Source organism: Streptomyces spinoverrucosus (genome assembly GCF_015712165.1).
In the GTDB taxonomy this organism is placed as follows: domain Bacteria; phylum Actinomycetota; class Actinomycetes; order Streptomycetales; family Streptomycetaceae; genus Streptomyces; species Streptomyces spinoverrucosus_A.
The window spans coordinates 398,873-421,573 of sequence record NZ_JADPZX010000003.1 but is presented as its reverse complement, the minus strand read 5'-3'; the positions used below and the strand labels follow the sequence as shown (position 1 = coordinate 421,573).

Sequence of the window (22,701 nt, the reverse complement as noted above, 5' to 3'; positions counted from 1 at the left end):
GACCAGAACGCCGACCCCACTCCGCCCTTCTGCGACCGCAGGAGCTGTTCCCGCACGACGTTCGTCGTGCAGGTGCCGGAGCGCGCCACGTCGTCACCTGTGGTGACTGCTTCGGACACAGGGTAGGCAAGGCGGTGGATGGTCCGCAGCGTCTCCCGTGCTATGGCTCGGATACGACGGAGACGCAGTGGCAGGTCGTTAGGGCATCGCTGTCGATCCCGGCCTGGCTGGAGGGGCGGGGCGGCCGCCCCGAGAGCTACTGCCACCGCGTGATGCTCGACACGGTCCGCCACGTCGTCGACAACGGAGTGAAGTGGGCCAACCTGCCCACGGGCTTGCCCACCGTATCGGCGCATGCACGCCTTCGCCCGCCGCCGGCAGGTGAGGGGTCTGCTTGCGGAGCTGCACGACCGGCTGCGTGACCGGTCCGGGACAAGAGGGCCGCTCACCGGACCCGTGCGGCGATCGTAGAGTCGCAGTCCCTGCGGGCGGCAGTGACCATCCCCGCAGAGACGTCCGGCTGGGACGGCGGGAAGAAGGTCTCGGGGCGCAAGCGGCATCTGGTGGTCGACTGCCTCCGCCTGCTCCTGGCCGTCGCGGTGACCGCGGCAGGTGTGCAGGACCGCGACGCCGCAGTACCGCTGCTGGAACAGCTGCGTAAGCGGCACTTCTCCGTCCGTCTCGTCTGGGCGGACGGCGGCTATGCGGGTCGGCTCGTCGACGGGGCGGGCCGAGAACCTGCAGCTCACCTCGACATCGTCAAACGCTCCGACGACACCACGGGCTTCCAGTTCGTGGGTGTCAGTCGAAGCAGCCGGTCTTCGCCCCGTCCGTCTCGGAGCCGACCTCTATCTCGAATCCGGAGCCCGAGTCGAACTCCGGCCCGGCCTCGTAGCCGTGCTCAAATTTCAGCTCGCCGGCTGTGGTGAACTGCACGGTCAGCAGGAGGGCGTTGCCGTCCCCGCCTTTGGTGAAGCACAGTCCCGCTACTGTCTCGGGGGTGCTCAGGTCTACAGGGTCGGACTGCACTCGCCAGCTGTCCGCCTTGGCTGTAGTGCGGTAGAAGTCGACGACCTCCTGCCGGGAGCCGGGGAAGGCGTAGATGCGTTCGGCGTACAGCCAGGCGTCGCCGCTGTCGTCGAGGCAGCCCGCGCGCACCGAAGCCAGGTCCTTCGGCACGATCGCCCCCGCCGGGGCGGACTGCAGGATCGGCTGGGATCGCAGTTCCTCCACGCGAGTCGCCGTGTCGTCGCAGGTGTTGAACGGGGAGAGCGCCGAGCAACCGGTCAAGCCGGCGGCGAGCAGTGCGGTGGCCAGGAGCAGTGCGCCGGCCAGGGCGAGCGCCCGGGTGTGCGTCCGGGGTTGCATGGGGTCTCCGAGGGTCGTGGGTGGGCGGGCTGCACGGTCTGGTGGGGGGCAATAGCAGCCTGAGCGAGGAGAGAGGGCTACGGCGGTGCCGGGACCGGCCCTCGAGGGGACCAGCCCTGGCACACGGTTGCCACCGGTTGTTGTACTGGTCCTTCCGGGAATCGGGGCTTGTCTGCCCGTACTCGTGGGCGTCACCGAGCCGCTTGGCGGCACGCCAGCCGAAGAAGTAGGTCAGCGCGGCCTGCCAGATGAAGTGCCGCAGGGCGTTGTTCCGGGACTTGCTGCCGGGGAACCTTAGCGGACTCCGCCTTGGCGGACTCCGTCTCCTTGGCGGCCTGCGGCCCCGCTTCCTTTGCCTGCTCGGCAAGCTGGGCGACGGTAGCGTGCTCTTGATCCTTGTCGCGCGCCGGCGTTTGCGGCCTGATCGGCGAGAGGCGCAGAAGGCAGAGTCCGACGGGGACGGCAGCCGGCTGTATGAGCGGCTGCAGGCTGCCGTGAGGCGGGAACGTCCCTGGGAGTACGACGACTTGATGATCTGCCAGGCCACCTTCTACCGGCTGCTGGACCGGCTGGGCATCAAGGTGGAGTCGCTGCGGTGGCCCACCCAGCGGCGGATGGACGCCGCCAACGGGGCGGTGCCCCCGTACACGCCGATGAACGCGCTGCGGCTGGGTGAGCAGGTGCAGATCGACTTCTCGGCGCGATGATCGTGCCGAAGGTGCCGGGCCGCGGCCCGCGGGGGCGGCGGCTGGGCGGGCGCGCCACCCGTTCCTTCGACGCGGTGCTGATGCCGGCGCAGGCCCTGGCTCCGATGCTGGGCCGACCAGGCTGGTCGCCGCCGGCGCCGGCGGAGCACTCCGAGATGCCCCTATACCGATCCGGTGGCCTGTGATCCGCGTATGTTCGGCGCGTCCGCACGGCCGGTGATCCGCCCGCGGATGGGCGTCGTAGACCACGGCAAGGTCTTCAACAGCGAGCACTTCGACGACGTGTGCCGGATGCTGGGCATCAACGGCCGCCCCGGCCATGGAGCGCACCGCCACCGACAAGGCCATCATCGAGAGCACCTTCATGACCTGAAGCGGCGCGGCAAGCACGGCGCAGACGGGCCACTGTGGAGCCTGAATCGGCTGCAGGACCTGCTCGATGAATGGATCGTCCAGGACCGGCAACAAAAACCGCACGCCGGGCTGCGCCGCCCGTCCCTGCCGGGCCTGACGATCAGCCCGAACCGGATGTACGCGACGCTGGTGGCCGCCGAGGGGCCACGTGCCGATGCCGCTGACTCCCCACCAAAACCGCAAGCTGCTGCCGTTCAAACGGCTGATGGTGACCGACAAGGGCGTCAAGATCGACAACCGTGAGCGCGTCGGCGTCCAGTCCCAGCTCGGCAGCTATGTCCCGGTGGACCGAGGCGTCGGAGAGGCTGCGGCCGTCGACGTACCAGGCACGCTGCATCGCGGCGGCGGCATCCAGGGCGTTCGCGCCCGGCCGGCTGCGCAGGGCGACCAGGCCCGTGGCGGCATCCGCGGCGTCCATTACGACCGTGCCGTCCGCCAGCGCGGCACGGTAGCCGTCGCCGAAGGTGACGCCGGTCAGCTGGGCGATGCGCTCGTTGGCGCCCGGGATGTGCGGGTAGGCCGACACCGGCAGTGCGCGCGAGCCGGTGAACAGGCCGCCGGACAGCACCCGCAGCTGGGGTGTGGCGCTGGACGGTGAGGCTGTGATCGTCGTGGACGGACGGATCAGCTTCGGGGCGGCGCAGTCCCGGGCAGCGTCGTCGCCGGCACGGGCGCGGCGGCTGGCGGAGCAGCAACCCCGCCTTGCTCGTCGTGTGCGATGTCCTCGCCCTGCCGTCGGGGGACGTTCGCGGGCGGCCGTACGTCGAGCGGCGCGCGATGTGCAGAGCAAGATAGGTTGCGACGTTTCTCGTTACGGCTGTCCAGCTACGTTCCCTATGAGGAATAGCCGTGTGGACATCGCTACGTCCTGCTAACGTCACCGACATGAAGCGCGCTGCTATGACGACGACGCCGGAGAGTGTCCCGGCGCGCTGACAGATGTCTTAGTCGAAGCCCCGGGGCGAGTGCCCCGGGGCTTCGCCTTGCGGTCACTCGCCCGATGTCCGCGAGGAGACCGCCATGCATGACCACCGCAAGCTCGGCCGTGAACTGGGCCTGTTCGACACCGACCCGCTCATCGGCGCAGGCCTGCCGTACTGGCTGCCCGACGGCGCCACCGTACGGCACACCCTGGAGGAGTACATCCGTGCCGCCGAGCGGCGAGCGGGGTACCGCCACGTGTACTCACCGGTACTCGGCAAGCGGGAGCTGTACGAGATCTCCGGGCACTGGGCGCACTACAGCGACGACATGTTCCCCCCGATGGAACTCGGCGGCGAGCAGGTCGTCCTGCGGCCGAGCCTGTGCCCCCATCACGCGGTGATCTACCGCTCCCGCTCCCACAGCTACCGCGAACTGCCCCTGCGGATGGCCGAACTGGGCGGCATGTACCGCTCCGAACTCTCGGGCGTGGTCGGCGGACTGACCCGGGTGCGGGCCATCCAACTCAACGACGCGCACATCTTCTGCACCCTGGACCAGGTCACCGAGGAAGCGCAGGCGGCGCTGGAGATGATCCGCCAGGCGTACGAGGCCCTCGGCATCACCCCGACCCGTTACCGGCTCTCCCTCCCGGGTTCCGGTGGCAAGTACGTTGCCGCACCCGAGAAGTGGCAGCGATCCGCCGCCCTGCTGACCGACGTCCTCGACCGCTCCGGCCTGCCCTACGAGGCGGCCGAGGGCGAGGCCGCGTTCTACGGCCCCAAGATCGATGTCCAGGTCACCGGCGGCGCCGGCCGGGAGTCCACCCTGTCCACCGTGCAGGTCGACTTCCACCAGCCCGACCAGTTCGACCTGCACTACATCGGCGCGGACGGCGCCAAACACCGCCCGGTCATGGTCCACCGCAGCATCATCGGCAGCGTGGAACGTGCCGTCGCCCATCTCATCGAACAGCACGGCGGTGCCTTTCCCGCCTGGCTCGCCCCGACTCAGCTGGTCGTTCTCCCGATCTCCGACACCGAACTGCCGAACGCCGCAGCCCTCGCCCAACGCTGCACCCGTCTCGGACTGCGTGCCGAGATCGCGGGACCGGAACGCGGCAGCCTGGGTGCCCGTATCCGAGAGGCCCGCCTGGTTCCCTACCAAGCCGTCATCGGCGCCAAGGAGGCCGCTGACGAGCACGTCGCACTGCGCTTGCGTGACGGACGCCGACTGGCCCCGCTGCCGGTCAATGATGTACTCACCCACGTCAGCGCTCTCATCGGGGCCCACAGCACCGACCTGTGGGCCGGCGCCGCCTCATAGCAGCGTCGCGATCAGGGCCTGCCGCCCGGCCCCGGGGCGGCCGTGGGTGACGAACACCGGCCCGCGGGAGCGGCCCTGCAGCAGCCGAGGCAGGGACCGTGCGGTGCCGGCGTTCCAGTACGGCGTCTCCAGCACGAAGTCCTCGCGCGCCTAGCCCGACTGCGAGCCTTGCTCCGTGCACCCTTCGCCTGGACCAGGCAGCGACGCCCGGCGAAGTCCAGGTCCTCGATGTTCACGCCGAGGATCTCCTCCGCACGGCCGGCGGGCTCGTACAGCATCCGCCACAGTGTCTTCTCCCGCGGGCGTACCTCGCACCGAGCAACCAGCCGGTCGACGGCCATCTACCAGCGGGCCGGGGGCTCGGAGTCCGCTACCGCCAGCCGCTTCGCCCGGGACGGGACCGTCGGCCCCTCGTAACCGCGCTCCCGGCATCAACCGAGCCAGGACAGCACCCCGCCCGGCGGGAGTTCCACGGGTTCACCGCCGCGCTGCCCCACAGCAGTTTCAGAGCCTCGCCAATCACGTAGTCGCAGACCGCGTTCGGGTTTCCGAGTGAGTCGAGGAACACGTCCGCCGCCGCGCGGACGGTCAACGCCTTGCCGGTGGGCAGTTGCACGACGATGGGCACCGCTTCCCCTTACCGCAGATATTGAGGTGTTATCCGTGGGAGGACTTCAGACGGGTCGCCGGCGCTTCGTCAGCCGTCCACCAGGGCCGACGTCGGCTTGGCGCACGATCTGACATGGATGTGACGCCGGCCTGGACGTCCTCGGTCATCACCGCCGCCCGCCGAACTGCCAGTTGTGCACCTCGATGTCGTCATACCGGTCTGGGGTCAGGATGGCGCGTGCCGTGTCGGGGTCCGGCGCCCGGACCAACGCCGCGGTGCCCAGCCAGGTGGCGCCGTTGTCGGACAGCAGCGGCCCGTAGGCGATCAGCTCGTCCCTGTCGGGCGGCACCGCGGTGTCGGCGGCCTGCCCCGTGCCGAGGCCGAGCACCAGGTATCGGTTGCCGCCGGTCCGACCGCCGGGCAAGTCCCACATGGTGCGCCCCAGGGTGTTGTGCCAACGTCGCAGCAGCACATCCCGGTATACGCCGGCCTGGTAGTTCGGCTCGTCGAAGGCGAACGTGCGGGCGGCGGCGGGATCGGGCAGGTCGACGATGTGCACGCTACCGGTGGGTGTGTCGCCGTCGTCGGCGAAGGTCGGGCCCCGGGCGATCATCTCCTTCGCGTACGTGTCCATATATGACCAATGCTCTTCCAGCAGCTCGTAGCGCAGTGGCAGGGAGCCGGGCCGGTCGCGGTGGTAACAGAGGAACTCCATGCCCAAGGATCTCTTCACGGAGGTAAGCAGGTCGAGCGGGTTTCACTGTCGAGCACCTGAGCATCGGTGACGACGTGGTGTTTGCTGCCCGGCCGTGCGCGGTCGAGCGGGGCGCACGTGGGAGGAGTCGATCACCACCCGAGACCAGTCCAGCTTCCTCGCTGCCCACAGCTTCTTCAGCAGCACCGCATGCAGCTCGTCCCACACGCGGCCTCGTTCCAGGTCGTCAGGCGTCGCCAGCAGGTCGTCCCCGAACCGAAGCCGAGTTCCTTCGGGAGGTACTCGCACTGGGTGCCGGTGCGGAGCACGAACAGGATCCCGCACCGTGCCTGCCGGTCGTCCGGCACCCGCGGCTGCTCAGGGCAGGAAGAACGGCACCGCCGGCCTGAAGGTATTCCGGCTTACGAGGCGGATGCCGTCTGTCCCGAGTGGACGCACAGTACGTTCACTTCGGCAGTCCTCGAACCACGAATTCACTCAAGGACAGTGGATCAGTCGCGGACTCAAGCTGTACACGGACGTAGCGGCCATGAGTCCCGCTGAGCGGAATGTGCGTGGGCCGCGCGGCGGGGTCGCCCATGCGTATGGCGACGATTCCCGGCATGGCGCGCGCTTCCTGAAGTGAGTGCATCGTGATCGGTGTCTGCGACACGAGCACCCAGTAGTTCGACAAACGCTCGGTACAGCAGTCGGACCGGTTCCACACCTCAATGCTGTCCAGGTCGTAGCCCTGGCCGAGGTCTACTTGCCACCACGCTTCCGTTGACGGCTCTGCCGTGTGTGTCGTGGAGTTGTCCCCGAAGTAGCTGCCACCCGTGTTCCCGTCGACGGCGCGGGCAGCAACACCCTCCCACGCCGTGGAGGACTGCGTGGCTGCTTTGCCCTGCGCCACGTTGGGGAGTACGACTTCGGCAGTGGCTTGCAGGTTGACGGTGTGCTTGCCGCCCGTCGCCACGGCCTGGAAAGTACGGCGTCCCGGTGACGCGTCCGGGGGGACGCGGAGCGGAACGACGACGGTGGACGTTGCCCCTGGAGAGAGTTTGCTGAAAGCGACCGGGGCGACGTCGCCCCACCCGGCGGGCACCCTCAGCGTCATGGTGCCGTCGACCGTGCGGCGGCTGAGGTTGGACACATGGACCCGGGCTTCCCCACGGGATCCCACAACCAGTTGGTTGGGGAGTTCCGCCCACGCCACGACCGCATCCGAAGGACCGACCAGAAGGTTGTCCAGCGTGAACCCCAGGTCCTCGCCGACGTGTTGCGGCCGCGCCGGCGTCACCGATACCTCGGTCACCCGGCCGCGCGGGAGCGTGAACGGGCCGACCGCCTCCTGGGTCAGTTGTGCACCGGTCAGCAGCCGTGACCGGTGGCCCACCGTCAGCCGATACAGTCGGTCCGGCTCAGCCGTACCACGCAGGACCATTTTGACGTCCCGGGAGTGATCGGTGGTCAGGTACGCCGTGTGCCGCACCACCGTGCGTGTCGTGCGCGAGTACCTGCCCGCGTCGGCATAGCTGTAGCCGTGTGTGAGAGCGTTCGCATCCACCACTGCGGCACGGCTGGTGGCGGACAGCGACTGCGTGCTCTGCGGAATGATCCGCAACTGTCCTTCCAGTTCCACGCGAAGGACGGGGAGCACGTCGTCCCGTGGCGTTTCGGGGAGGGTGACGACCAGGTCGTCTCCGTCCCGGCGCCACTGGAGTTGCTCCGCCGAGCCGTCTTCCGTCACCTGCCGTACACCGGTCACCAGGCCGGGCAGCCGTATTTCACCGGACGCAGGCCAGCGGGTGACGTGCAGGAACAGATCTCGGTCGTTGACCGTGACTTCGCCCCACGGCTGACCGCCGAAGCGCGTGGCGGACGCCCCCAGGACAGCCTTGGGATGCTGCTTGAGCCAGCGTCCGATGCCGCGCAGGACATCGGCCTCGAATTCCACGACCGAACCGTCGCCGCGGGGGCCTATGTTGAGCAGATAGTTCCCGCCGCGCGCTCGCACGCTGGTCAGTCCCGTCACGAGATCGCGGATCTTGCCGGGCAGATCATCGCGTTTCTGCCAGCTGCGGTATCCCCAGGTCTCGTGGTAGATCGAGGCGGGAGTCTGCCATGGCCCGTCGAGAGGGACGGAGGGGACTTCGTTGTCCCCCAGCGTGCGGAAGTCGCCCTTGTTGTTCCACACCCGGCTGTTGATCGCCGCGTGAGGCTGCAGTTCACGCACGACGTTCGCGAAGTCCTCGCTCTGCGACGACGTGGGCGCGGACATGTCGAACCACACTTCGGCGATGTCGCCGTAGTGCGTCATCAGCTCGCGCAGCTGCGCCTTGATGACCGGCTCCATGGATGGCGGGATCGGGTTCTCGTTACCGCCGTCGAAGGAGTGTCCCTGATGCCAGTCCACCAGGGAGAAATAGACCCCGAACTTCAGCCCCTGGGACCGGCAGGCATCCGCGAGCTGCTTGAGGGGGTCCTTGCCGTACGGGGTGGCGTCGACGACGTCGTACTCCGTGGTCCGGGTGTTGAACATGGAGAAGCCGTCGTGATGTTTGCTGGTGATCACGACGTAGCGCATGCCGGCCGCCTTGGCCAGGGAGCAGATCTGCGCGGGGTCGAAGTGATCGGGCTGGAAGCGCTTGGCCACCTCGAGGTACTGGGCCTCGGGGATGTTCGCCCACATCTGGATCTGCTCGCTGTATCCCGATGTGACGGGCCGGCCCTGCCATACCCCGCCGAGTTCCGAGTACAGACCCCAGTGGATGAACAGCCCGAACTGCAGGCGCTGCCAAGCCGCGACATCGTCATCGGCGCTCAGCTCGACTTCACCGGGTATGCCCCGCACGGCGGGGCGCGGAGGCGCCGACTCATGGGCCGTTGCCTCATAGCCAGGAGTCACAAGTAGCCCCGCAGCAACGAGTAATGCGGCTGCGAGTTTCCAGAACGATCTCCACATCCCGCCACCCCTCCGATCTATCCACGCGCCAGGTGCATGATCCGCGCCTGGAAAGCTGATTCTTCTCCCCCATGCTTCACACACATCGGACCTTAAAGGGCGTGATGTTCACTCGGGAACAGTCATGCACCCATCAATTCCCTCCGGGCGGGGTGAGGTTGCTCCGACAGGTCGGCCGACGGAGGCGCCACCAGCGAGCCGCCCTCGTCCTCGGAGGCGCGGACACGTTGTTCGAGCTGCTCGGCCGGGGCCGGGCCCTCCGTCGGTGTGGACGCGTCGGTAGGTGATAGGCGGCATACGGTGGCGGCCCCGGACCGGTGCCCCCTGGCGCGAGGTGCGGGAACACTGCGGGCCCTGGGACCGGGTCCATGAGCTGTTCCACCGCTGGCAGCGAGATGGCACCTGAGCGGGGATCGTCATCACCCGGCTCCAGGCCGAGGCGGATGCGAAGGGCCTGATCACCTGGGACGTGAACGTCGACTCCACCGTTTGCCGGGCCCACCAGCACGAGGGCGGGGCGGCGAGAAGGGGGCCCTGCAGAAGGAGCCGCCCGGCGGCATCACCGTCGAGCCGGCCGACCACGGCCTTGGACGCTCCCGAGGCGGGCTGACGACCAAGATCCACCTTGCCGTCGGGCAGGGGCAGAAGCCTCTGTCGGCGCTGATCACGGCCGGACAGCGAGGCGACGCTCCGCAGTTCGAGTCAGATCTGGACGCGATCCGGGTGCCGCGGATCGTGTCTGATCGGCCCCGCAGGAGACCGGACCGGGTACGGGCCGACAAGGCGTACGACTCCCGCCGTACACCGGTCCTACCTGCGAAGACGTGGTATCGAGGCGACCATTTCGGTCCCGGCGGACCGAGTCCGTAACCGACAGAAACTCGGCTCCCGAGGTGGTCGGCCGCCGAAGTTCGGCAAGACCGACCACCGCCAGCGCCACGCGGTCGGGTGCGGCATCAACCGCCTCAAGCGTCGCCAGGCCGTTGCAACGAGATACGACAAGCCGGCCCCGTTCCATGCGAGGCAACCGTGCTGGTGGCAATCCTCGGCGAGTGGCTGTGACCAGCGGATTTACCGTCGGCCTCAGTCTGGAGGTGTCGGCACGGCGCAGGCGTCGGCGATAGCCCGCGTGTCCCAGTGGAACGGACGGACCTCGGCGATCCACCCGGCCTTGACCGTGTTCGCTTGGGGGTGAGGCGCCGGCGCCTCCGTGCTCCTGGAGCGCTCTGTACGCGAGCGAGGAGGCCGCGCGGTCTCATGCCTCTCGGGGGCCGGTGGCGGGCGAGGCCTCCCCTGGCCCGCCTCCCCTTTGTCTGGCGGCGGCTTTCCGGTACTGATCGCCGGGTGCGGGCGCCTGCTGGGGCGATGTCCGGCGAACCATGGGGGCCGCAGAGCCGTGCCTCGCCGCATCACCTCCTGGACCACGAACCGCTGCGGCAGCCCCCCGGTCAAGCGCGACAGGTGGAAGCGCTGAGGTCGGCGAGGCAGGCTGTACGCATGCGGTCGCTCTTCCGCTGCGCTCACCTACCAGGAGCGGACGGTCACAGCCGGTTTCTCTGCGGGCTCGCGCAATGTGTGCCTTTCGTGATCATCCTGGTCGGGCTCGGGATCGAGCTCTCACCCGCACACGTCATGTACACCGGCCCACTCCTCACAGCGATGCCGGCGCTCGCGGCGCTGACGCTGGGTCCCCTGGCCACCCTTTCGGCGGCGGCCGGAGCCCTGGCCGTCACCGTGACAAGCGCCACGCTCCACCGCTCCTGGGAGGACGGGCAGACGTACAGCAACATCCTGGGCCTGCTCGTCGTGTCCGTCGCGAGCATCACCATGAGCAATGCCGTGCGCACGCGCAGGGAGAGTGAGTTCAAACAGGTTCGCCGGATCGCCGTGGCGGCACAGGAGGTCATCCTGAGGCCCGTACCCGCCCGGCTGGGCCCCGTGCGGGCAGCCAGCATGTACCTCGCGGCCGAGGCCGGTGCGCGGATCGGCGGCGACCTGTACGACGCGGTGCCGACCCGCTACGGCGTCCGGATGATCGTCGGGGACGTCCGGGGCAAGGGGCTGCCCGCCGTGCGCGCGGCCGCAGTGGTGCTGGGCGCGTTCCGCGAAGCCGTGCACTACGAGGACGACCTCGTGCAGGTCATGAACCACTGCGCGGCGGCACTGCGGCGGGAAGGCGCCGTGGCGGACTCCGCCGGACCCGGTCAGGAGGGCGGCGATCGCAAGGACGGCGCCGAGGACCTGGCGGAGAGCTTCGTCACCGCTCTGTTGGTCGAGGTGCCGGACACTCACTTGGTCCACGTGGTCAACCGCGGCCACCTGCCTCCGCTGCGACTGCACCGGGGCAGGGCTCAGGAACTGGTGCCCGCCTGCCCCCTGCCGCCCCTTGGCCTTGAGGACTTCATCACCCTTCCTCCTGCCGAACCCGAGAGCTACGCCTTTGAACCCGGTGACCGTCTGCTGCTGCACACGGACGGCGTGAACGAAGCCCGCGACGCCGACAACAGGTTCTTCCCCCTGACCGAAATCGCGGAATCGGTGCGGATGTCCTGCACTCCGCCGGAGTTCCTCGAAGAACTGCACCTGGAACTCATCCGCCACACCGGGGGCAGCCTGGGGGACGACGTCGCGATGCTCGTCGTCGACCGGCTGGGTGACGAGGCCGAAGCAGGGGCCCGAGCCGCCGGTGCCCCCTCGACGCACCGACAGCCCTGACCGCGCTCCGCCAAGCTGCGCTGCACATCGGCCTCGCAGGCGAGGAAGACGGCCGTCCCGCTTCGGCCGGAGTCGTGGCCGGTGCCGGGTGACTGGTGCCGAAGCGACCCTGGTTTTCCAGGTGGTCGCCTAGTAGGGCTTGGTCAGGTCGGTTGTGGTGGTGCGTGTCCTTCGGGACGGGTGCGGCGTTGAGGGTGTGTGACTCCGGACGAGATTGCTGTGGTGCGTGGTGAGTTGGAGACGTTCGCGGCGGAGGTGTTCGAGCCGTTCGCGCGCAAGGATCAGCGCCGCTGGGGGCAGGTGTATCTGCGGGGTCTGCTGACCGACGGGCAGCGCAAGTCCATCGAGCCGATGGCCGCCCGGCTCGGGGCGGACGGCAACCGGCAGGCACTGGCCAACTTCATCACGACCAGCCCCTGGGATCCGGCCCACATCCGGGCCCAGCTCGCCTGGCGGATGGAGGAGGCGATCGGGCCCGAGGCCCTGGTCTTCGACGACACCGGGTTCCTGAAAGACGGGAGTGCCTCGGCGTGTGTGTCGCGGCAGTACACCGGCACCGCGGGCAAGGTCACCAACTGCCAGGTCGGCGTCTCCCTCCACCTCGCGTCCGACCATGCCTCGGCGGCAGTCAACTGGCGGCTGTTCCTGCCTGAGACCTGGGATGCCGCCTCGCCGAAGGCCGATGCGGACAAGGTTGCCCGCCGCACCGCGTGCGGTATCCCGAACGATGTCGGGCATGTGGAGAAGTGGCAGCTGGCCCTGGACATGCTCGATGAGACCCGCTCCTGGGGCATCGAGGTGCCGCTGGCCGTTGCGGACGCCGGATACGGCGACGCCGCGGCCTTCCGGCACGGACTGCAGGCCCGCGGCCTGAACTACGTGGTGGGGATCTCCACCACGCTGTCGGCCCAGCCCGCCGACGCGGTGGTGGTGGCCGAGCCGTACTCCGGGACGGGACGCCCGCCGGTGGCGAAGTATCCCGACAAGCCGCGCTCGGTGAAGGAGCTGGTCATCGCGGTGGGCCGGAAGGCGGCCCGGCCGGTGCAGTGGCGGGAGGGCTCCCGGCCCGGCACCGGCCGCTCGGGCCGCAAGCGGATGTACTCCCGCTTCGTGGCCCTGCGCATCCGGCCCGCCGGACGCGAGGTTCGCCAGCACGCCGACGGCCCGGAACTGCCCGTGTGCTGGCTGCTGGCCGAATGGCCCGCCGGTGAGAGCGAGCCGGTGCAGTACTGGCTGTCCGACCTGCCCTCCGGCATGCCCCTGACCACACTGGTCCGCCTCGCCAAGCTCCGCTGGCGCATCGAGCACGACTACCGGGAGATGAAGCAGGCCCTGGGACTTGCCCACTTCGAAGGCCGCACCTGGAACGGCTGGCACCACCACGTCACCCTCGTCTCCGTCGCGCACGCCTTCTGCACCCTGCAACGACTGGCCCAGGCCCCAAAAGACGCGGCGCCGGCCTGAGCCTCTACCAAGTCGTCCGCGAGCTACAGACACTCCTCGCCCTCTGGACCGGCGCCTGCCCCACCTGCCACCGCGACATACCAGCACCAATACGCACCTGACCAAGCCCTACTAGCGCGCAGTTCATCGATTGGGGCCAGCCGCCTGATCAAGAGGCCGTCGCGCTCATCGATCAGGCCGTGATCCACAATGCCCGACGTGACCGGGGATACACCAATTAGCACCCACTTGTGCGTAAGCTGCCTGACTGCTCTCGCACATCGCGTCGTGGCACAGAGGCACGGCATCTCGATCGTTCAGGAGACCCATGCACCCCCGAATACCCGCGCTCCCGCCCTTCGCCCTGGCCAGCGGTGCGCTGACCGTCGGTGTCGGCGGCCTGTATCTCGCAGCGCTGCTGGTCACCGGCGGTGAGATCGAGGCGGGTACGACGGTGCGCGGCGTGGACATCGGGGGTCTCACTCGCGCGGAAGCCACCACCAAGCTGGAGCAGCACCTGGCGGCGACTGGCCCGCGGAAGCTGGCGGTGAAGGTCGGCGACCGCAAGGGCACGATCGATCCGCGGCAGGCGGGACTCACCTTCGACATCCAGGCAACCCTCGAACAGGCGGAGACCACCGGCGCTGACCCCGTCGGCGCGATCGGCGGACTGTTCCGCTCGGGCGGTGACGTCGAGCCGGTCGTACGGGTCGACGACGACAAGGCCCGTGCCGCCCTCGGGAAGCTGGCGAGGTCGCTCGACCAGCAGGCCCGCGACGGCGCCGTCTCCTTCGACGACGGCCGCGTCGAGCAGGTCGCGCCACGCACCGGGTACGCGCTGGACGTGGACGCCGCGATCGGCGCCCTGCGCGCTCCGTTCCTGCGCGGCGCGGCGGACTCGGTCACGGTGCTGCCCGCCCGCGAGACCAAGCCGAAGGTCAGCGCGGAAGAGGTACGGCGGGCGGTGCGCGAGTTCGCGCGGCCGGCGATGTCGGCACCTGTCACGCTCACGGCGCGCGACAAGCGGTTCACGATCGCCCCGGCCGAGCTGGGCCAGTACCTGACGATGCGGCCGGACGACTCCGGCACGCTCACGCCGAATCTCGACAGCAAGGGCCTGCGGGCCACGCCCACGGTGGCCGGCGCCCTGAACAGCCTCCCCGCCACGCCCCGCAACGCCCGGCTGGGGCTGGCGGGCGACAAGGTCGTGGTGGCTGCCGACGCCAGCCCCGGCGTTCAGGTCACCGACAAGGCCCTGGGCAAGGCCGTTCTGCCCCTGCTCACCAAGTCGGGCGCTGCCCGCACCGGTGTGGTGGACACGCGGCAGATCCAGCCGGAGGTGACCCGTGAGAACGCGGCGCGCCTGGGGCTGACCGAGAAGATGTCCTCCTTCACCGTCAACTTCGAACCGGCCGCATACCGCACGACCAACATCGGCCGGGCCGCGGAACTCATCAACGGCTCCGTCGTCATGCCGAACGAGACCTGGAGCCTCAACCGCACCGTCGGCGAGCGCACCGAGGCCAACGGCTTCGTCGAGGGCATCATGATTTTCGACGACCTGTACACCAAGGCACCCGGCGGCGGTGTCTCCTCCGTGGCCACCACCGTCTACAACGCGATGTTCTTCGCGGGCGTCAAGCCCGTCGAGCACGGCGCCCACTCCTTCTACATCGAGCGCTACCCCGAGGGCCGCGAGGCGACGGTCGCGTGGGGCAGCCTCGACCTGCGGTTCACCAACGACTCCGGCAGGGCCATCTACATCAAGGCCGAGTCCACCGACACCTCGGTGACCGTCACCTTCCTCGGCACGAAGAAGTACGACGAGGTCACGTCGGTCAAGGGACCGCGCACCAATGTGCAGCAGCCCGCCCGGAAGGTGAGCAACGACAAGGAGTGCGTGCCGCAGACCCCGCTCGAAGGTTTCGACGTCACCGTGGAGCGCGTCTTCCGCGACGGCGGCCGGGAAGTGAAGCGGGAACCGTTCCACACGCACTACACCCCGCGTGACGAGATCGTCTGCGAAGAGGCGCCCGACAAGCGTCAGCAGGTGGACGCCCCTTCGGAGTGACTGAAGCGTGAGCGTGCAGCAGCGCGCGCTGCTGCGCAGTTGGGCGCGCAGTTCCGCCTCGGCCACCGCTGTCGGCCCCGCGAGGACCTCCCTCGGCTGCGGCCGGCATCAGCGCGAACATGACCGTGCAGCCACGGTCGAAACCGGTCGGCGCCGCCGCGCGCGGACTGGAACAGCGTCGGCGTCTGCCTGGACGTCGGGCAGCTTCCGCCTACGCCGATGCGCGCCGTCGCAGTTGTGCCGTGACCACCAGTTCGTCGGGGCTGAGCGAACCGCTTCCGGTCAGCAGCCGGGCCGCCTGATCCACGGCCAGCGCACCCAGCGACGGCGTGTCCAGGGCCACGGTGGTCAGGGGCGGTTCCACCAGCTCTCCGAGCCGGAGCCCGTCGAAGCCGATCACGGCAAGGTCTTTCGGAACCTCGCGTCCGAGCCTTCGTGCGGCACGCAACGCACCGATGGCGATGATGTCGTTGAAGGTGAACACGGCGGTCACGTCGGGATGAGCGGCGAGTAGTTCGTTCAGAGCGTTCTCGCCGCCGTCGACGCTCTGGTCCGCGCGGCTCACCGATCCGGCGTCCAGCCCGCAGGCGGTCATCGCGCCGACGAACCACTCGTGCCGGACGCTGGGCTCGGACCGGCCCGCGTGATCAAGCATGCCGATGCGCCGGTGCCCCGACTCGACCAGATACCGGATCGCGGCGTGGACGCCTTCCTCGCCGTCGATCCGGATCGCGCTGAACCGCTCGGTGTGGTGCTCGCGGTCGATGAGCACCACCGGGAGCCCGCGGGTCAGCTTCGCGATCTCCTCCTCCGGGTGGCTCAAGTACCCGACGACGGCGTCCACCTGCGAGGCGATCACCTCCAGCGTGCCCCGCTCCTCCTCCATGCGGTCGCCGGTGTCGTACACGACGACGTGCCAGCCACGCGCCCGCGCCGCGTCCAGGGCGGCCGCGGCGACTTCGGTGAAGAACGGGTTGAGCAGATCGGGAATGACGAGCCCGACACTGTTCGTGTCCTGCCGGACGAGTCCCCGGGCGAACCGGCTCGGCCGGTATCCGAGGGCGGTGGCCGCGTCCAGGACGCGCTGCTTGGTGGCGTCTCCGATCTCGCTCTTGTCGTTGAGCGCCCGTGACACGGTCTGCCGGGACACCCCGGCGGTCCGGGCCACATCGTCGATCGTCACCCTGCGAGGACCGGTCCCCGACGACGCCATCACTCACCTCCGCGTAGATGCCGGCGCGTGCGCGCCACGGGAACACCGAGTACGCCCTCGACCGAAGTCACGCTCCGTCGTGAGCGTTTGACGATTCTGCCCCAGACACCGAACGCCGCGACGATTCCTTGACACCCGGCTGGGCCGAAGCGCACACTCCCAATCACTTCCCACCACCACCCCTCGTTACCGCTCCCGTTACCGCTCCCGTGAGCGCTCACGGTACCGCTCACACATCGTGATTCCAACCAGAAGGCATCCGCCTCAGGTGTCAACGTCGACCCGCCTAGCCCTCGCCGCTAGTCGCTCTCTGGAACGGAAGATATGAGCCGCACAGTCACCCGCACCCGCCTCGTCATCGCAGCCGCGACCGCCGGCATGGTGGTTCTCGCCGGATGCTCGTCGTCCGACTCGACGGACACCGCCTCCGCCGCCTCCTGTGAGCCCGCGAAGGGCAAGGTCACTCTCCAGTACTGGAACACCGTCAACGGCATGGACAAGGTCGTCGACCTGTGGAACAAGGAACACCCCGACATCCAGGTCGAGTCGAAGAACATCTCCAACGACCAGTACGGCGCGATCGGCAACGCCCTGAAGGCCGGTAAGGCGCCGGACCTCGCCCAGGTCGGCTACGACCAGCTGCCCACGCTGCGCACCCAGGACGCCTTCGTGGACGCCTCGGCCTGCAAGACGGCCGCCGACGCCAAGTCGAAGTTCGTTCCGTGGACCTGGTCGCAGGCCAGCTTCAACGATTCCGGGGTGTTCGCGCTGCCGCAGGACACGGGCCCGATGGCCCTGTACGTGCGCACCGACATCTTCAAGAAGTACGACGTCCCGATCCCGACGACCTGGGACGAGTACGCGGACGCCGCGGCGAAGCTGCACAAGGCGGACCCGAAGCTCACCATCACGTTCTTCGACCCGAACAACGCCGAGTGGTTCAACGGGCTCCTCTGGCAGAACAACGCGACGATGTACAGCTACTCCGACGACAAGTGGCACGTCACCGTGGAGTCGGACAAGAGCAAGCAGGTCGCCGACTACTGGCAGAAGCTGATCGACGACAAGCTCGTGCGCACCGACATCGCCAACGGGTCGACGCAGATGTTCGCCGCCTACCAGAACGACCAGATGGCCACCCAGGTCGGTGCCGCCTGGGGTTACAGCGGCATCCGGGACAACCTGCCCGACCAGGCCGGCAAGTGGTCGATCGTGCCGTTGCCGACCTGGGGCCCCAATGGCAACTCCGGCGACTGGGGCGGCTCGACCGTCGCGTTCATGAAGGGCGGCGAGCACCTCTACGAGGCGGCCGAGTTCAACACGTGGCTGAACACCGACCCCGAGGCGCTCGCGATGTCGAACGAGCTGGGCGGCCTATACCCGGCGTCCAACGACGGACTGGAGCTGCCGGCGCTGTCCAAGGGCGTGCCGTACTACAACAACGAGAAGATCTTCGACGTCTTCGCCGAGTCGTCCAAGAAGGTCGACACCGACTTCGCCTGGGGCCCCACCCAGAAGACGGTGAACCTCGCGCTGCAGGACGCGATGGCCAAGGCGGCCGCCGGTGACGGCAAGCTGACCGACGCGCTCGCGGCCGCCCAGTCCGCCGCGCTGAAGTCGATGAAGGACCTGGCCATCCCGGCCACGGCGGGCAAGTGACCGCAGCATGACCGACATCGCCACCCGACCGGCCGACGCGGTGTCACCACCGCCCCGGGGTCGCCGCCGCCGTCCGCGTCTGGACGTCGGCGGCCCCCGGGCCGGGACCATCGCCGCGTTCCTGACGCCCTTCTTCCTGCCGTTCGTCCTGTTCTACCTGGTGCCCATCGGCTACGCGCTGTGGCAGAGCTTCCGCGTGGTGCGCCGCTCCGGCGGGCAGTACGGCACCTCGTACACGACGTTCGGCGGTTTCGAGCAGTACGTGGAGGTGTTCCAGAACCAGGAGTTCTGGTCCAGCATCGGCCGTATCGGCCTGTTCGGGGTCGTGCAGGTGCCTGTGATGCTGTTCACCGCGCTGGTCATGGCACTGCTGCTGGACTCCCCGCTGCTGAAGCTCAAGGGGTTCTTCCGCATCACCGCGTTCATGCCGTACGCGGTGCCCGGTGTCATCGCCGCGATCATGTGGTCGTACCTCTACTCGCCGCAACTCAGCCCGGTCGTGGACCTGTTGAACGCCATCGGTCTGCATCCCGACTTCCTCGGCCCGGGTGCCGTGCTGTGGTCGGCGGCGAACGTGTCGACCTGGCTGTGGACCGGCTACAACATGCTGATCATGTTCTCGGCGCTGCAGTCCATCCCGCAGGAGCTCTACGAGGCGGCGAGGATCGACGGGGCCGGAAACTGGACCATCGCCTGGCGCATCAAGGTCCCGATCATCGCCCCGTCCATCGTCATGACCACGGTGTTCTCGATCATCGGCACACTTCAGCTGTACTCCGAGCCGGCCGTGCTGCGCCAGATCTCCTCGAACATCTCCAGCACGTTCACCCCGAACATGCTGGCGTACACCGTGGCCGTCGGAAACAACTACCAGCAGGCCGCGGCCATTTCGGTGGTCATCGCCGTCATCACGTTCGTGTTGAGCTTCGGGTTCATGCGACTGACCTCCAAGAGGGCGGGACTGTGAACAAGCGACCCCCTGTCCGGGAAGGCGGGGCGAGCCGTACGGCCGTCATGGCCCTGATGCTCGTGCTGGCGATCTACTTCCTGCTGCCGCTGTACTTCCTGATCGTCGCGGCGACCAAACCGCAGGGCGATCTCGCCTCCACCAACGGCCTGACGTTCTCGAACTTCCAGCTGTTCGACAACCTGCACACCCTGTTCACCTTCAACGGCGGCATCTTCGGCCGATGGATCCTCAACACCGTCGTCTACGCGGTGCTGGGCGCGGCCGTGGGCACCCTGATCTCGGCGCTGTGCGGCTACGCGCTCGCCAAGTTCCGCTTCCGCGGCCGGGAGTTCCTGTTCTCCGTCATTCTCGGCGGAGTGCTGGTCCCCAGCACCGCGCTGGCGCTGCCGCTGTTCCTGCTGTTCTCCGAAGTCGGGGTCGTCAACACCTACTTCGCGGTGTTCCTGCCCAGCATCGTCAGCCCGTTCGGCGTCTACCTCGCGAGGATCTTCGCGAATGCCGCCGTGCCCCAGGAACTCATCGAGTCCGCGCGCCTCGACGGGGCCGGCGAGTTCCGTACGTTCTTCTCGGTGTCGTTCCGGCTGATGTCGCCGGCGCTGGTGACCATCTTCCTGTTCCAGTTCGTCGGCATCTGGAACAACTTCTTCCTCCCGATGGTGATGCTCCAGAAGGAGTCGCTGTTCCCGATCACGCTCGGCCTGTTCAGCTGGAACGGGCAGACCGCCCGCACCCCGCTCCTCCAGGAGTCCGTGATCGCCGGTTCGCTGGTGTCGATCGTGCCCGTGATCATCGTGTTCATCGTCCTCCAGCGGTTCTGGCGCTCCGGGCTCGCCGCCGGTTCCCTCAAGTGACCGCTCCCAGTTCCGTACAGAAGGTCCGTCTCGCCATGCCCAACTCCGCAGTATTCGTGCCCCACTTCCACTGGGACCGGGAGTGGTACGAGCCCTTCCAGGTGTTCCGGCACCGGCTCGTCACCGCGCTCGACACCGTGCTGGAGACGGCGGAGGCCAACCCGGACTTCCGGTTCACCGTCGACGGTCAGATGGCCGCGGTCGAGGACTACCTGGAGATGCGTCCGGAGAACCGTGACCGCGTTATGGCCCTGGTCCATGAGGGCCGGCTCGCGATCGGCCCGTGGCTGATCCTGCTCGACGAGTTCCTGTGTTCCGGCGAGACCATCGTGCGCAACCTCCAGATGGGCTGGGCGGCCGCGGAGCGGCTCGGCGGCGCCATGCCCATCGGCTATCTGCCGGACATGTTCGGCCACGTCGCGCAGATGCCGCAGATCCTGGCACGCGCCGGGATCGAGCACGCGGCGCTGTGGCGCGGCGTCCCCGGCTCGGTCGAGGGGCACGCCTTCCGCTGGCGCGCCCCGGACGGCTCCGAGGTGCGCACCGAGTTCCTCTTCGACGGCTACGACAACGGCCTCGACGTCCTGCTGGTGCCCGACCAGATCGGCCGCGCCCTCGGGGAGTACGCGGAGATGACCGCCGGGCGGTGGGGCGGCGACCCCGTGCTGGCCATGGCGGGCACCGACCACAACGCGCCCGACCCGCAGCTGGCGGACTGGCTGCGCAAGGCGTCCGGCGCGGAGCTGCCGATCAGCGTCGCGACGCTCGACGAGTACATCCGGGGGCATGTGCGCGACGAGGTGACGTCCGTCGTCACCGGTGAGCTGCGCAGCCATGTGCGGGGCAACATCCTGCCCGGCGTGCTGTCCGTGCGGCTCGGGCTGAAGCAGCGGATGGCCGTCGCCGAGCGGACCGTCGACCATGCCGAGCGGGTGAACGCCCTGTGGTCGCGGCGCGACGACTCGGCCTTCCTCTCACTGGCCTGGCACAAGATCATCGAGTCGACCGCGCACGACTCGGTGGTCGGCTCCGGCACCGACGAGACCTGCGACCAGGTCGCGGCGCGGCTCGCCGAGGCCGCGCAGACCGCCCGTGCCGTACGGGACGCGGCGCTCGCCGAGCCCGCCGCCCGGGTGCCGAGCGACGCCTACCTGGTGGCCAATCCGCTGCCGTCGCCGCGTACGGCGCTGGTCGAGGTGGACGTCGTGGCCCCGCCGGAGGGGACCGCGCTTGTCGCCACCGATGCCGACGGGACGGCGTATCCCGTGCAGCTGATCTCCGAGGACCCGACCGTGCTCAGCGACGAGCGCATGGACGCCTCGCAGCTCGAACGCGTACTGCGCCGTATCCACCGCCGCGAGCTGTTCGGTCTGCTGATCGACCGTTATGAACTCACGCCGGGCTCGCTGGTGTTCCATCTCGCCGAGGTCCCGGCCGCCGGGCCGTTCGACCTGCTGATCCTGCGTCGCGAGGTCGCCGCCGCGGCCGCCGCGCACCCTGGTGAATGGCAGGTGCGGACGCTGGCGCAGGCCCGGGCCACCGCACTGGTGCCCGTGCACGTCCCGGCCTCGGGGCTGAGCAGTTTCCGCGTCGAGGCGCAGGCCCGGCACGCGGCCCCCGAGCTGCGGCTCGCGCCCGCGACGGCGACGGCCGACACGCTGTCGAACGGACTGGTCGAGGTCGCCGTGGCAGCCGACGGGACCCTGGACGTGACAGGGGCCGACGGCACCACCCTGCGTGGCATCGGCCGCCTCGTCGACGGCGGCGACCGCGGTGACAGCTACAACTACGCTCCCCCGGCTCAGGACGTACTCGTGTCGGAGCCGGCGCACGTCACCGTCGACCTTCTGGAGTGCGGCCCGCTGCGTTCCCGCCTGCGCGTCACCCGCCTCTACGCGTGGCCCGCCGGACTCGGTGACGACCGTGATGTGCGCAGTGACCGGAGAGTGCCGACGCCGGTGGACATGCTGGTCGAAGTACGCGCGGGCGAGCCGTTCGTGCGGATCTCCACGTCGTTCCTGAACCAGTGCGCCGATCACCGGCTGCGCTTCCATGTGCCACTGCCCGAGCCCGTGACCACCTCCGCCTCCGCCGGGCAGTTCGCCGTCACCGAACGGGGACTCACCGCCGAGGGCGGCTGGGGCGAGTACCCGCTCCCCACCTTCCCGGCGAGTTCGTTCGTGTCGGCCGGCGCCGCCCATGTCCTGCTCGACCACTCCAGCGAGTACGAACTCGTCGACGAGGGCTCCGCGCTCGCCATCACCCTGCTGCGCGCGATCGGATCGATCAGCGTCAACATCCACCCTCTGCGCGACGAGCCCGCGGCGAGCGAGATACCCGCACCGGGGGCGCAGGACCTCGGCATGCGGATCGAGAACCGTCTCGCCGTCGCCCCGTCGGCAGCCGGCTGGCAGGAAAGCGACGCGGTCGCACTCGCCGAGGAGTTCCGCAACGACCTGCTCGTCACCCGCGGGACCGCGCCCGCCGCAGGCCCGCTGCCCTCTGACGCGAGCGGCCCACGGGTGGACGGCAGGAACGTCCTCGTCTCCAGCATCCGCCGTGTCGCCGACGACGATCGCGGACCCGGCACCGAGATCCGCATGGCCGCGATGAGCGACACCGCCACAGCCGTCCGCGTGACCGGCTCGTTCACCGAAGCCACCACCGTCGACCTGCTGGGCCGACCCCTGTCCCAGACGCCCATGCAGGACGGGCTCGACCTGGCACTCGGCCCCTGGGAGATCCGAACCGTCGTACTCCGGTAAGCCCGGCCC

The 22,701-nt window shown here is 69.0% G+C and carries 17 protein-coding genes and 4 pseudogenes; 15 read left to right on the top strand and 6 right to left on the bottom strand.

Annotated features, from left to right (window positions below):
* The first annotated feature begins 134 nt into the window (after nt 1–134).
* Together I2W78_RS41810 and I2W78_RS41805 are read left to right on the top strand one after the other, a co-directional pair.
* On the top strand, nt 135–422 hold the full coding sequence (locus I2W78_RS41810) for a transposase (protein ID WP_374222760.1): 288 nt from the start codon (nt 135–137) through the stop codon (nt 420–422).
* A gap of 72 nt (nt 423–494) precedes the next feature.
* A pseudogene (locus I2W78_RS41805) lies at nt 495–728 on the top strand (transposase); the annotation flags it as partial.
* 73 nt (nt 729–801) lie between these two features.
* On the opposite strand, the gene I2W78_RS40955 reads toward I2W78_RS41805, so the two are convergent.
* A complete protein-coding gene (locus I2W78_RS40955) occupies nt 802–1,368 on the bottom strand; it encodes a hypothetical protein (protein ID WP_230887103.1) in 567 nt (188 codons plus the stop codon).
* 494 nt (nt 1,369–1,862) lie between these two features.
* Here I2W78_RS40955 and I2W78_RS39395 point away from each other — a divergent pair, with 494 nt between their 5' ends.
* From I2W78_RS39395 to thrS, 4 genes and pseudogenes are all read left to right on the top strand, one after another.
* Nucleotides 1,863–2,075, top strand: a complete 213-nt coding sequence (locus I2W78_RS39395) for a hypothetical protein (RefSeq protein ID WP_196465551.1) — start codon at nt 1,863–1,865, stop codon at nt 2,073–2,075.
* Nucleotides 2,076–2,267: 192 nt separating this feature from the next.
* Complete coding sequence (locus I2W78_RS39390; protein WP_196465550.1) at nt 2,268–2,732, top strand: hypothetical protein; 465 nt, start codon at nt 2,268–2,270, stop codon at nt 2,730–2,732.
* Nucleotides 2,695–3,087, top strand: a complete 393-nt coding sequence (locus I2W78_RS39385; RefSeq protein ID WP_196465549.1) for a hypothetical protein — start codon at nt 2,695–2,697, stop codon at nt 3,085–3,087. The genes I2W78_RS39390 and I2W78_RS39385 overlap by 38 nt, the downstream gene beginning before the upstream one ends.
* A 416-nt stretch (nt 3,088–3,503) precedes the next feature.
* Nucleotides 3,504–4,736: pseudogene (gene thrS / locus I2W78_RS39380) on the top strand (threonine--tRNA ligase); the annotation flags it as partial.
* A gap of 21 nt (nt 4,737–4,757) precedes the next feature.
* Here the strand turns inward: thrS and I2W78_RS39375 are convergent.
* The 4 genes and pseudogenes from I2W78_RS39375 to I2W78_RS39360 form a co-directional block, all read right to left on the bottom strand.
* Nucleotides 4,758–5,364 (bottom strand): annotated as a pseudogene (locus I2W78_RS39375) (site-specific integrase); the annotation flags it as partial.
* A 148-nt stretch (nt 5,365–5,512) separates the two neighbouring features.
* The gene (locus I2W78_RS39370) at nt 5,513–6,061 is read right to left on the bottom strand and encodes a YciI family protein (protein ID WP_196465547.1); all 549 of its coding nucleotides are present in this window, start codon (nt 6,059–6,061) and stop codon (nt 5,513–5,515) included.
* 59 nt (nt 6,062–6,120) lie between these two features.
* A pseudogene (locus I2W78_RS40950) lies at nt 6,121–6,411 on the bottom strand (transposase); the annotation flags it as partial.
* A 95-nt stretch (nt 6,412–6,506) separates the two neighbouring features.
* On the bottom strand, nt 6,507–8,894 hold the full coding sequence (locus I2W78_RS39360; RefSeq protein ID WP_196465545.1) for an alpha-L-fucosidase: 2,388 nt from the start codon (nt 8,892–8,894) through the stop codon (nt 6,507–6,509).
* 394 nt (nt 8,895–9,288) lie between these two features.
* Here I2W78_RS39360 and I2W78_RS41535 point away from each other — a divergent pair, with 394 nt between their 5' ends.
* The 5 genes from I2W78_RS41535 (at nt 9,289) to I2W78_RS39335 (ending at nt 15,234) form a co-directional block, all read left to right on the top strand.
* Nucleotides 9,289–9,411 carry a transposase gene (locus tag I2W78_RS41535; protein WP_196465544.1) on the top strand — a complete coding sequence of 41 codons (123 nt, stop codon included), beginning with the start codon at nt 9,289–9,291 and terminating at the stop codon, nt 9,409–9,411.
* Between the two features lie 83 nt (nt 9,412–9,494).
* Complete coding sequence (locus tag I2W78_RS40940) at nt 9,495–9,875, top strand: transposase (protein ID WP_374222759.1); 381 nt, start codon at nt 9,495–9,497, stop codon at nt 9,873–9,875.
* 714 nt (nt 9,876–10,589) lie between these two features.
* Complete coding sequence (locus tag I2W78_RS39345) at nt 10,590–11,720, top strand: PP2C family protein-serine/threonine phosphatase (protein WP_307784053.1); 1,131 nt, start codon at nt 10,590–10,592, stop codon at nt 11,718–11,720.
* A 198-nt stretch (nt 11,721–11,918) separates the two neighbouring features.
* Nucleotides 11,919–13,184, top strand: a complete 1,266-nt coding sequence (locus tag I2W78_RS39340) for an IS701 family transposase (RefSeq protein ID WP_196465542.1) — start codon at nt 11,919–11,921, stop codon at nt 13,182–13,184.
* 307 nt (nt 13,185–13,491) lie between these two features.
* Entirely contained in the window at nt 13,492–15,234 is a 1,743-nt protein-coding gene (locus I2W78_RS39335; RefSeq protein ID WP_196465541.1) for a VanW family protein, read from the top strand.
* A gap of 211 nt (nt 15,235–15,445) precedes the next feature.
* Here I2W78_RS39335 and I2W78_RS39330 read toward each other — a convergent pair whose 3' ends face one another.
* Nucleotides 15,446–16,447: a LacI family DNA-binding transcriptional regulator gene (locus I2W78_RS39330; protein ID WP_196465540.1), complete on the bottom strand. Its 1,002-nt coding sequence runs from the start codon at nt 16,445–16,447 to the stop codon at nt 15,446–15,448.
* 324 nt (nt 16,448–16,771) lie between these two features.
* Here I2W78_RS39330 and I2W78_RS39325 point away from each other — a divergent pair, with 324 nt between their 5' ends.
* From I2W78_RS39325 to I2W78_RS39310, 4 genes are read left to right on the top strand one after another with little or no spacing between them, the layout of a single operon-like run.
* A complete protein-coding gene (locus I2W78_RS39325) occupies nt 16,772–18,106 on the top strand; it encodes an ABC transporter substrate-binding protein (RefSeq protein ID WP_196465539.1) in 1,335 nt (444 codons plus the stop codon).
* A gap of 7 nt (nt 18,107–18,113) precedes the next feature.
* Nucleotides 18,114–19,073, top strand: coding sequence for a carbohydrate ABC transporter permease (locus I2W78_RS39320; protein WP_196465538.1), 960 nt, complete (start codon nt 18,114–18,116; stop codon nt 19,071–19,073).
* Nucleotides 19,074–19,120: 47 nt separating this feature from the next.
* Nucleotides 19,121–19,927 (top strand): carbohydrate ABC transporter permease, encoded by an 807-nt coding sequence (locus I2W78_RS39315; protein ID WP_196465601.1) that lies wholly within the window; start codon nt 19,121–19,123, stop codon nt 19,925–19,927.
* 35 nt (nt 19,928–19,962) lie between these two features.
* Nucleotides 19,963–22,692, top strand: a complete 2,730-nt coding sequence (locus I2W78_RS39310; RefSeq protein WP_196465537.1) for a glycoside hydrolase family 38 N-terminal domain-containing protein — start codon at nt 19,963–19,965, stop codon at nt 22,690–22,692.
* Nucleotides 22,693–22,701 lie beyond the last annotated feature (9 nt).